Below are 11,127 nucleotides of genomic sequence, written 5' to 3' on the forward strand. Positions count from 1 at the left end.
GCCTCGCCGATGCGGCGCTGACCGTCGGGGCCGCCGACGCTGAGGACGCCGTCGCGGAGTTCTCGAGCCGGGGGCCGCGCATCGGCGACGGCGCGATCAAGCCCGACGTGACCGCTCCGGGCGTCGGCATCACCGCGGCACGGGCCGCCGGGACCTCGCTGGGCGACCCGGTGGGTGACCACTACACGACGCTGAGCGGCACCTCGATGGCCGCTCCGCATGTCGCGGGAGCCGCCGCCCTCCTGTTCCAGGAGCACTCCGGATGGACGCCCGCCCAGGTCAAAGCCGCGCTGATGGGGACGGCCAAGGCCAAGAGCGGTGTCTCGGTCTTCGCCCAGGGGACGGGCCGGATCGACGTCGGCCGGGCAGTGGCCGCCAAGGTCTTCGCCGACCAGGGCAGCGTCTCGTTCGACCTGACCCGGGCGGCGGCGAGCCGCAAGGTCCGGTTCCGCAACGAGGGGGACACGCCGGTGCGGCTGGACCTGGGGCTGCGGGTGACCGGTCCGGACGGCGAGGCCGCGCCCTCGGGGATGTTCACGGTCAGCCCGGCCGCACTGGACGTTCCCGCAGGTGGAACGGCTGAGGCCACGGTCTCGGCCGACCCCGGCAAGGGGGCCGTCGGCCGGTACGGCGGCGGGTTGACGGCTACGCGCGGCGACGAGGAACTGCTGCGTCTGGCCGTCGGCGGCGTCCGCGAGACCCCGTCGCACGAGATCCGGCTGACGGGGATCGACCGCAACGGAAACCCGGCCGGGACGGCGGTGGAGACGCTGCCGTGGATGTCCCTGACCAACCTGGCCACGGGTGAAGCGGTCGAGAACTACTACAGCGGCAACGGCGTGGCGGCGCGGGTGCCGGCAGGGCGGTACTCGCTGCACGCCGTGGTTCCCACGGGCGACGAGGAGTTCACGTTGTTCTCCTATCCCCAGGTGACCGTGGGCGACAGCGATGTCGCGATCACGGCCGACGCGCGCCGGGCCAAGCGGGTCGCGGTCCGGGTGGACAGCCGGACGGCCGTGCGCGCGGGCACCGACGAGATCGGCGTCAACGAGACGGTGGCGGGAGTGCAGGAGGCGTTCGGGGTGGCCGTCGAAGGCACGGCGGGTTTCTCCGCGATGCCCACCGAGGAGGTCACCGGACGCCAGTACGGCTTCTACCACGCGGCGAACCTGGCCGAACCCAAGGGGCCGCGGGCGTACCACCTGCAACGCCTGGTCGATCACCGGATCCCGGCGACCCTGGACTACCGGGTCGCGGACGGGGAGCTCGCGGCGGTCGACTCGGTGTACCACTCCGACCGTCCGCTCACCGGCCTGCGCCAGACCATGGCGCTGGTGCCCGGTGTCTTCTTCGGGGCCGGGTACGGCGAGTACTCCGTCCCATTGCCCGGCCGGCGGACCGAGCTCTACACCGCGTCCCCCGGCCTGAGCTGGCGCCGCGGCCTCAACGGGACGGCGGACGACGGCGGCTTCAGCATCATCGGCGACCCGCCGTCCACCGGCAGGCCGGGCCGCACGACCTATCACTGGAACGCCGCCGCGCTCGGCTCGGTCGGCGCCGGGATGCGGAAGGCGAAGAACGGGCCGATGATCTTCAACACCTTCCCCCTCGTCCCGGCGGGTGCCCGGGACGGACTGAGCGGGCCGGTGACCGCGAGGGCCGAGGTGTGGCGCGACGGTGAACTGCTGGGCGCGGCGGACTCCGACAGCCTGCGGGTGAGCACGCCGCCCGGCCCCGGCGGCTATACCGTCCGCTCGACCGCTGACCGCAAGGCGTCCTGGACGGACCTCGGCACCCACTCCGAGACCGAGTGGACGTTCCCCTACACCCCGACCATGGCGGCCCTGGAGGAGCCGCCGATGTTCGCCGTGCGGGCCGAGGGGGCCTTCGACCAGAAGAACCGCGCTCCGTCCGGATCCCCGTTCGACCTGGCCCTGCGCATCACGGACGGCCGCGGAGCCGCCTCACCGCCGCGTCTCACCCACGCCACGGTCGAGGCGTCCTACGACGACGGCAAGACCTGGCAGCCCGCCAAGGTGACGCAGACCGGCGCCGACCGCTGGAAGGCGTCCTTGACCCACCCGGCCGGCTCGGGCGGCTACGTCTCGCTCCGGATCCAGGTGTCCAATGACGAGGGCACCTCGCTGAAGCAGACGGTCATCCGCGCCTACGGGCTCAGCTGACGACCCACTGGACGGGCGGCCGACTCGACACTCCTGGCCGTCCGTCCAGTGTTCTGCGGGTAGCGGAAGCCGGCTCATGCCCAGAGGCCGGCGGGCCGCAGTACGCCGATCGGGCCGTCCAGCTTCTTCAAGCGGCGACCCAGCGGCTCCGCGCCGATGAGGCGCTGTCCCCGGTGGACGTAGATGGTCGGACCGGGCTGGGAGGCGAAGGGCGTCAAGTCCAGAGGCCGATCGGTGTTGGAAAGGAGGTAGACCTCGCGGAGGCTTGGCAGCGACGCCAGCGGGGACAGGTCGCCGAGGCGGGGACAACCGTTCAGGAGGATCATCCTGAGGTGGACCAGCTCGCGGACCCAGTCGAGATCACTGACCTGGGTCTCCGACAGGCTCAGCTGCCTGAGCCGCTTCAGGCGCGCGAGCGGGGTGAAGTCCTGGACCTGTTCGCAGGAGTCGAGTTCGAGATAGTCGAGCGGGTGATCGGCGACGAGTGCCGGGATGTCGGTCCACGGAAGGGCCGGGAGGTAGAGCGTCTCAAGTTCCGGAGCGGAGTCGAGGGCGTGGCACAGCACCTCCCTGCTGCGCAGGTTGCCCAACCCCAGGGACTTGGTCGTGGCGAGCGACGGAAGTTGGTCGGCGGTGGTCAGGTGCGCCGCGTTGTGCAGGACGAGGGTGTCCAGGGAGGGCAGACGCCGCAGCGGGGCGTAGTCGTGCAGGTGGGTGCAGTTCCAGAGCCTCATGTGCTGGAGTGCCGGCATCCGGTCGAGGAACTCGACGGACCTCACCTCGATGGTCGTCCCCAGGGTGAGGCGGGTGAGGTTGGGCATCGCCGGTAGCCGTCCGGGGTCGATGGGCACGGACTCCGGCCCGTAGAGGAGCAGCCAGGTCAGGGCGAGGCGGTGGTGGGCGAGGAGGTCGAGCGCCGACGCGTCGTCCAGGTACAGGTTCAGCTGTTCGCGTGGCGGTAGTGCGAGCAGAGCCCGCAACTGCTCGGCGTCGTCGACCCGGAGCAGGGATTTCGTGGGCATGAAGCGGACGACCCGGTCGGCGTACTCGGTGGCGTCGAAGTAGCTCCACGCCGCGGCCAGCTCGCTCGCCACCTCGAACCGTGCGTCCGGGGCATAGCGGGCGAGGACGTCGAGTGCGCGGGGCCCGTTGATCAGCCAGGCCGCTTGGACGGACGCCTGAGCGACCCTGCTCGACAGCGTCTCGACGGACTCGGGAAGGGCGTCCAGGACGGACTCGCCGGCCGTGGCCAGGGAACGGGCGGCGACCTCGTCCCGGGGCGGGACGAGGTCGGACAGCGCGCGGTCGAAGGCCGGACGCAGGTCGGCCGGGACGGCCGGGAGCGTCTCCAGGCAGGCGACCAGGAGCAGTTTCAGGCGCCGGGCCCGGCCGGGCTCGGCGTCGATGCGGGCGAGCAGGCCGGTGATCAGGTCGCGGCGGAGCGGCTCGTTGGCGTGGCCCGCGGCCATGATGACGGTCTCGCGCCACTGGTCCCGGTGGGCCTCGCGGACGAGCAGCTCGATGTCGCCGATGTCGGCGGCGTGCTGCGCGGTCAGATACTCCTGGACGGTCCGGTGGACGAAGTCGATGCGGCCGGGGACCGGCTCGCGGAGCACGCCGGAGCGCTGGAGCAGGGCGTCCAGGACGTCGGGCGCGGACGCCGCGACCTTGGGCATCGCGGCCAGGCGGTCGGCGACGAGGCGTTCGACCATCGGTTTCGGGAGCTCGACACGGTTGCTGGTCGACAGGCTCCAGGCCAGGTCGCGCAGGATGCGGATCTTCTGGTCCTTCTCCAGCGCGACCGCCTGGGCGCTGGGGACGCCGCGTTTGGCGTCGCGGGTCTCCAGGAGCAGGTCCAGCGCCGCCGAGTAGAGGCCCATGCGGTCGCGGGGGAGGGACTCCCGGTCGAGGTTCAGCGCGCACAGCATGGCGGCGAGCAGGGGAGTTGACGCCAGGGTGCGCAGGTGGGGCGCCGCTTCGAAGCGGGCCAGGAGGCGGGACTCGTAACCGGGGAGGCGTTCGGGCTCGCAGGGGAGATCGGCGCAGTCGCGGACGGCCGTGTGCCAGTGGCTGATGAGTTCGCGCAGGTCGGCGGGGCTCAGCTGCTCCAGGAAGGCCGTGCCGAAGCCTTCGGCCCGGAGCCAGTCCGCCGCTGCGGCGGCCGGTCGCGAGGTGACGATGACGCGGATGCCGGGGAAGTCGGCGGCCAGGCGGGCGACCCATTCGCGGACGGCTTGGCGCTGCGAGGTCGCGACCTCGTCCACGCCGTCCACGAGGACCAGGGCGCGGCCGGAGAGCAGGACGCGGTGGGTCCAGCCCCTCGGCATGAGCCCCGCGAGGTTCCCGGCCGCGTCGTCCAGGAACTCCTCGGGGGACGGCAGCCGGCCGTCGGCGTGGCTGCGGAGCTTGATGAGGAACGGGACCAGGCCGCGCCAGCCGGCGAGTTCGTCCGAGAAGGAGCCCCGTGCGGCGGCGATGGCGAGCCAGCGGAGGAGGGTGCTCTTGCCGCCGCCGGCTTCCGCGCGCACGAGCAGGAGGCGGTGGTCCTTGAGGGCGGTCTCGATGCGGACGGTCCCGCCGGTGCGCTCCTCGTGCCATTCGGACCGGCGGACCGGGTCCTGCCGCCGGCGCGCCTTCTCGTGCTCCTGGGAGACGGTGAGGCTGATGTAGGCGACGCTGAGGCTCGTCCGCGGACGGGTCAGCCGCTCGAAGCGGACGCCGAACAGTTCGAGCCTGTCAAGGTTCTCGCTGAGCGATGACAGGTAGCGGCGGGTGAACTCCTCGTCCTCGCCCGCGCCCTCGGGGGAGGTCAGGGAGCGGGCGGGCATCCGGGCGAGGAGCGCCTCGACCTGTTCGGCCAGGCCGGACAGCCGGGACAGCGTCTCGGCCGACGCGCGAGGGGCGAACTGGGGGAGGTGGGTGAGGATGCGGGCGAGGCAGTCGCAGCACTCGTCGAGCACGACGTCGTACAGGCGCGCGCCCGCTTCGCCGAGTTGGAAGGACGCCTCGCGTGCGGGGAGGGTGCGGCGCAAGCGGCGGGCCAGTTTGACCGGGTCGGCGTCGTCCGCCATCAGGGCGGCGTCGGAGAGGTCGGCCCGGTCCAGGGTGAGGACGACCTGGCCCAGCACCGCCTCGCGGTCGTTGTCGGTGAGGCCGCGGTACTCGGCGCGGCAGAACTTCAGCAGCTGGTCGGCGACGGCGGTGGCGATGTCCTCGAACTGCGAGACGGCCTTGCGCCGCTTGAGTTCGTCGGCGTAGCCGACCCGGATGAGGTCGACGAGGTCGGCGGAGCGGTCGAGGCGGGCGGTCCGGCCGGAGAGCACGCGGCCGAGGACGAGCTTCGCCACGGACTTGCCGACGCCCACGGCGGCCAACTCGACGGACATTCGTCCAGTATCGCCCGTCGAGTTGGGCCGTTGTGGGGTGTTTTGCGAGTCAGAACGAGGCGGGCAGGCCCAGGGCGCGGGCGATCAGCATGCGCTGCACCTCGCTGGTCCCCTCGCCGACCTCCAGGATCTTGGCGTCGCGGTAGAAGCGGCCGACCGCGTACTCGTTCATGAAGCCGTAGCCGCCGAAGATCTGCGTGGCGTCGCGGGAGTTGTCCATCGCCGCGTTGGACGCCGCGAGCTTGGCGATCGCGGCCTCCTTCTTGAACGGCTCGCCCTTGAGCATCTTCGCGGCCGCTGCGTAGTAGGCGAGGCGGGCGGTGTGCGCGCGCATCTCCATGTCGGCGATCTTGAACTGCATCGCCTGGTACCGCCCGATCTCGCGGCCGAACGCCTCGCGCTCGCGGACGTAGCGCAGGCACTCGTCCACGCAGCCCTGGGCGAGGCCGACCGACAGCGCCGCGATGGCGATGCGGCCCTCGTCCAGGATGCGCAGGAACTGGGCGTATCCGCGGCCGCGCTCGCCGACCAGGTTCTCCGCCGGGACGCGGACGTCGTCGAAGGACAGCTCGCGGGTGTCGGAGGCCGACCAGCCGACCTTGGAGTACTTGCGGCCGACGGTGAAACCGGGCGTGCCGTTCGGGACGAGGATCGTGGAGATCTCGTTCTCGCCGGTGTACGCCGTGACGGTCACGAACGCGGTGATGTCGGTGCCGGAGTTGGTGATGAACGCCTTGGAGCCGTTGATGACCCACTGGTCGCCGTCCAGCCGGGCGGTGGTGCGCATGCCGCCCGGGACGTCGGTGCCGCCGCCCGGCTCGGTCAGGCCGAACGCCGCCAGCCGCTCGGCCGTCACCAGCCTCGGCAGCCACTCGCGCTTCTGCTCCTCGCTGCCGAACCGGTAGATCGGCATCGCGCCGAGCGAGACGCCGGCCTCCAGCGTGATCGCGACGGACGAGTCGACCCGCGCCAGCTCCTCCAGGGCGAGGCAGAGGGTGAAGTAGTCGCCGCCCATGCCGCCGAACTCCTCGGGGAACGGCAGGCCGAACAGCCCCATCTTGCCCATCCCGTCGACGATCTCGTACGGGAACTCGCCGCGCTCGTACAGGTCCCCGATCACGGGGGCGACCGTCTCGCGGGCGAAGCGCTCGACGGTGCGGCGCAGCTCCTCCTGCTCGTCGGTGAGGGTGAAGTCGATCATCGGTTACTCCTTGGGCGCGAGCGCCTGGACGACGCGGGACGGGGACGGGCGGCCGAGCCGGTCGGCCATCCAGAGACTCGTTTCGGTGAGTTTGCGCACGTCGACGCCGGTTTCGACACCGAGGCCGTCGAGCATCCAGACCAGGTCCTCGGTGGCGAGGTTGCCGGTGGCCGACTCGGCGTACGGGCATCCGCCGAGGCCGCCCGCCGACGCGTCCACGACGGTGACGCCGGCGCGCAGCGCGGCGAGCGTGTTCGCGAGGGCCTGGCCGTAGGTGTCGTGGAAGTGGACGGCGATCCGGTCGAGCGGGACGCCGGCGGCGACGACCTCGCCGATCAGCGCGGTGACCTGGCCGGGCGTGCCGACGCCGATGGTGTCGCCGAGGCTCAGCGCGGAGCAGCCGAGGTCCATCAGGCGGCGCGCGACGGACGCGACCTGGGCGAGCGGGACGTCGCCCTCCCACGGGTCGCCGCAGACCATCGACACGTACGCGCGCACCCACATGCCCTCCGCGCGGGCGCGCCGGACGACCGGCTCGAACATCGCCAGGGACTCGTCGACCGTGCGGTTCAGGTTGCGCTTGGCGAACGTCTCGGTCGCCGAGCCGAAGATCGCGATCTCGGTGACGCCGTTGGCGAGCGCCCGGTCGAGCCCGCGCTCGTTCGGCACCAGCACCGGGTACCGGTTGAGCGGCGCGCGCGGCAGCACGCCGAGCAGGTCCTCGGCGTCGGCGAGCTGCGGGACCCACTTGGGGTGGACGAACGAGGTGGCCTCGATCGTGGTCAGCCCGGCGTCCGCGAGCCGGGTGATGAACTCGGCCTTGACGCCGACCGGGACGATCGACTTCTCGTTCTGCAGCCCGTCGCGCGGGCCGACCTCGTAGACGGTGACGCGCTCGGGGAGCCCGTCGAGTGGAACGCGCATCTGGCTCAGTCCTCCGGCTCGATCACGGCCAGCACCTCGTCCAGGGCGACCTGGGCGCCGGTGCGGACCGGCAGGGACGCCACCACTCCGGCGCGCGGCGCGGTGACGGTGTGCTCCATCTTCATCGCCTCGACGACGACCAGCGGCTGGCCCTCCCCGACCTTGTCGCCCTCGGCGGCCTTCACGGCGAGGACCGTCCCGGGCATCGGGCTGCGCAGGACGCCGTCGCCGGACACGGCGGCCGCGCCGGTGCTCTCGGCCCGCTCGTGCTCGGCGAGCGCCCAGGTGCGTCCGCCGCGGCCGAGCCACAGCGTGATGCCGTCGCGCGCGCACGAGTAGCGGGTGGTCCGGCCGTCGTAGGTCAGGACGAGGTCGGAACCGTCGCGGCGGAGCGAGGCCGGTACGGGCTCGCCCTCGCCGACCGAGACCCGCGCGGACGCCGCGCGGCCCTGGACGCGGACCTCGACCGGGTCGGACCCGGCCGGGGTGATGAGCCACGGCGTCCAGGCCGGTCGGCCGGGCCGCCAGCCGTCCGGGATGGCCCACGGGTCCGGGTCGCCGGACTCCAGGGCGAGCATCCGCTCCAGCGCGGCGGTCGCGAGGACCTCGGCCGGAACGTCGCGCAGCCCGGCGGTCAGCTCGTCCAGGGACCGCTCGACCAGGCCGGTGTCCAGGTCGCCGGACACGACCGGCGGCGCGGTGAGCAGCCGCCGCAGGAACGCCACGTTCGTGGAGACGCCCAGCAGGTCGTACCCGCCGAGCGCCCGGTCGAGGCCGGTCAGCGCGGCGGCCCGGTCCGGGGCCCAGGCGATGACCTTGGCCAGCATCGGGTCGAACGAGCCGCCGACGACCGTGCCGACCTCGACGCCGGAGTCCACCCGGGCGTCCGAGCCGGACGACAGCGCCAGCACGCGCCCGCCGGTCGGCAGGAAGCCGCGCGCCGGGTCCTCGGCGTACACGCGCGCCTCGACGGCGTGCCCGGTCAGCTCGACGGCCGACTGGTCGAACGGCAGCGGCTCGCCGGCGGCGGCGCGGAGCTGGAGCTCGACCAGGTCCAGGCCGGTGACCAGCTCGGTGACCGGGTGCTCGACCTGGAGCCGGGTGTTCATCTCCATGAAGAAGTACTCGTCGGGGCGGTCGGCCGAGACGATGTACTCGACCGTGCCCGCGCCGACGTAGCCGACCGCGCGGGCCGCCGCGACGGCGCTCTCGCCCATCCGCGCCCGCGCCTGCGGCGTCAGCAGCGGCGACGGCGCCTCCTCGATGATCTTCTGGTGCCGGCGCTGCAGCGAGCACTCGCGCTCGCCCAGGTGGACGGCGTTGCCGTGCGCGTCCGCGAAGACCTGGATCTCGATGTGCCGGGGGTTCTCCACGAACCGCTCGGCGAGCAGCGTGTCGTCCCCGAAGGACGTGCGGGCCTCGCGCCGCGCGGACGCGATCGCCTCCGGCAGCTCCGCGGCCGTCCGGACGAGCCGCATGCCCTTGCCGCCGCCGCCCGCGGACGGCTTCAGCAGCACCGGGAGGCCGACCTCCAGCGCGGCGGCCTCCAGCTCCGCGTCCGACAGGCCCGGCTCGTCGCGGCCCGGGACGACCGGGACGCCCGCCGCCGCGACGGTCTGCTTGGCGCGGATCTTGTCGCCCATCGCGTCGATCGCGGACGCGGGCGGGCCGACGAACACGACCCCGGCGTCCTCGCAGGCCCGCGCGAAGGCGGTGTTCTCCGCGAGGAACCCGTAGCCGGGGTGGATCGCGGCCGCGCCGCTCGCGCGCGCCGCGTCCAGCACGGCCTCGGCCGACAGGTAGGACGGGATCTCGACGGCCTCGTCCGCGTAGGCCGTGTGGAAGGTGTCGCCCGCCGTGTGGACCGCGACCGTGCGCAGCCCGAGCCGCCGCGCGGTGCGGAACACCCGGACGGCGATCTCGCCGCGGTTGGCGACCAGAACGCTTTCGAACATCTCGTCCCTCACATCCGGAAGACGCCGTAGCCGACCGGCTCCAGCGGCGCGTTGGCGGCGGCCGACAGCGCGAGGCCCAGCACCCGGCGCGTGTCGCGCGGGTCGATGACGCCGTCGTCCCAGAGCCGGGCCGTGGAGTAGTACGGGTTGCCCTGGTCCTCGTACTGGGCGCGGATCGGAGCCTTGAACTCCTCTTCCTCCTCGGCCGACCAGGCGTCGCCGAGCTGGTCGCGCCGGACGGTCGCCAGCACGCTCGCGGCCTGCTCGCCGCCCATGACCGAGATCCGGGCGTTCGGCCACATCCACAGGAAGCGGGGCGAGTACGCCCGCCCGCACATCGCGTAGTTGCCCGCGCCGAACGAGCCGCCGATGACGACGGTGAACTTCGGCACGCGCGCGCACGAGACGGCCGTGACCATCTTCGCGCCGTGCTTGGCGATGCCGCCCGCCTCGTACTCGCGGCCGACCATGAACCCGGTGATGTTCTGCAGGAACACCAGCGGTATGCTGCGCTGGTCGCACAGCTCGATGAAGTGCGCGCCCTTCTGCGCCGACTCGGCGAACAGGATGCCGTTGTTGGCGATGATCCCGACCGGGTGGCCGTGGATGTGCGCGAACCCGGTGACCAGCGTGGTCCCGAACTCCTTCTTGAACTCCTGGAACCGGGAGCCGTCCACCACGCGGGCGATGACCTCGCGCACGTCGTAGGGGGTGCGGGCGTCCGGCGGGACGACGCCGTACAGCTCGTCCGGGGAGTACAGCGGCTCGGCGGGCTCGGCGCTCGTCCAGGGGCGCGGCTCGCGCGGGCCGAGCGTGGCGACGATGTCCCGGACGATCGACAGCGCGTGCGCGTCGCTGTCGGCCAGGTGGTCGGTCACGCCGGAGATCCGCGAGTGCAGCTCGCCGCCGCCGAGCTCCTCGGCCGTGACGACCTCGCCGGTCGCGGCCTTCACCAGCGGCGGGCCGCCGAGGAAGATCGTCCCCTGGTTCCGGACGATCACGGCCTCGTCGCTCATCGCCGGGACGTACGCGCCGCCCGCCGTGCAGGACCCGAGCACCGCCGCGATCTGCGGGATGCCGCGCCCGGACATGGTGGCCTGGTTGTAGAAGATGCGGCCGAAGTGCTCGCGGTCGGGGAACACGTCGTCCTGCTTCGGCAGGAACGCGCCGCCCGAGTCCACCAGGTAGACGCAGGGCAGCCGGTTGTGGAGGGCGACCTCCTGCGCGCGCAGGTGCTTCTTGACCGTCATCGGGTAGTACGTGCCGCCCTTGACGGTGGCGTCGTTCGCCACGACCACGCACTCGCGCCCGGAGATCCGCCCGACGCCGGTGATCATGCCGGCGCCCGGCGCGTCGTCGCCGTACATGCCGGTCGCGGCGAGCGGCGACAGCTCCAGGAACGGCGACCCCGGGTCGAGCAGCGTGTCCACCCGGTCGCGGGGCAGCAGCTTGCCGCGCTAGACGTGCCGCACGCGGGC

5 protein-coding genes and 1 pseudogene are annotated in these 11,127 nt (G+C 72.8%); 1 reads left to right on the forward strand and 5 read right to left on the reverse strand.

The genetic code is table 11. The annotated features are described in order from the left end of the window. On the forward strand, nucleotides 1-2,183 hold a 2,183-nt coding region (locus AB0J52_RS13595; RefSeq protein WP_500181891.1), incomplete at its 5' end, for a S8 family serine peptidase. Nucleotides 2,184-2,257: 74 nt separating this feature from the next. Here AB0J52_RS13595 and AB0J52_RS13600 read toward each other — a convergent pair. From AB0J52_RS13600 to AB0J52_RS13620, 5 genes and pseudogenes are all read right to left on the reverse strand, one after another. Further along, nucleotides 2,258-5,569: an NACHT domain-containing protein gene (locus AB0J52_RS13600; RefSeq protein ID WP_500181892.1), complete on the reverse strand. Its 3,312-nt coding sequence runs from the start codon at nucleotides 5,567-5,569 to the stop codon at nucleotides 2,258-2,260. 49 nt (nucleotides 5,570-5,618) lie between these two features. Beyond that, entirely contained in the window at nucleotides 5,619-6,770 is a 1,152-nt protein-coding gene (locus tag AB0J52_RS13605; RefSeq protein WP_500181893.1) for an acyl-CoA dehydrogenase family protein, read from the reverse strand. Nucleotides 6,771-6,773: 3 nt separating this feature from the next. After that, nucleotides 6,774-7,694, reverse strand: a complete 921-nt coding sequence (locus tag AB0J52_RS13610; RefSeq protein WP_500181894.1) for a hydroxymethylglutaryl-CoA lyase — start codon at nucleotides 7,692-7,694, stop codon at nucleotides 6,774-6,776. A 5-nt stretch (nucleotides 7,695-7,699) separates the two neighbouring features. After that, nucleotides 7,700-9,649, reverse strand: coding sequence for an acetyl/propionyl/methylcrotonyl-CoA carboxylase subunit alpha (locus AB0J52_RS13615; protein ID WP_500181895.1), 1,950 nt, complete (start codon nucleotides 9,647-9,649; stop codon nucleotides 7,700-7,702). An 8-nt stretch (nucleotides 9,650-9,657) separates the two neighbouring features. Further along, a pseudogene (locus AB0J52_RS13620) lies at nucleotides 9,658-11,127 on the reverse strand (carboxyl transferase domain-containing protein); the annotation flags it as partial.

Origin of the sequence: Spirillospora sp. NPDC049652 (genome assembly GCF_040675125.1) — a bacterium.
In the GTDB taxonomy this organism is placed as follows: domain Bacteria; phylum Actinomycetota; class Actinomycetes; order Streptosporangiales; family Streptosporangiaceae; genus Spirillospora.

Bases quoted from the DNA above. Each gene is read 5' to 3' on its own strand.
- AB0J52_RS13600 (WP_500181892.1), bottom strand. From the start codon at position 5,569: ATGTCCGTCGAGTTGGCCGCCGTGGGCGTCGGCAAGTCCGTGGCGAAG.
- AB0J52_RS13605 (WP_500181893.1), bottom strand. From the start codon at position 6,770: ATGATCGACTTCACCCTCACCGACGAGCAGGAGGAGCTGCGCCGCACC.
- AB0J52_RS13610 (WP_500181894.1), bottom strand. From the start codon at position 7,694: ATGCGCGTTCCACTCGACGGGCTCCCCGAGCGCGTCACCGTCTACGAG.
- AB0J52_RS13615 (WP_500181895.1), bottom strand. From the start codon at position 9,649: ATGTTCGAAAGCGTTCTGGTCGCCAACCGCGGCGAGATCGCCGTCCGG.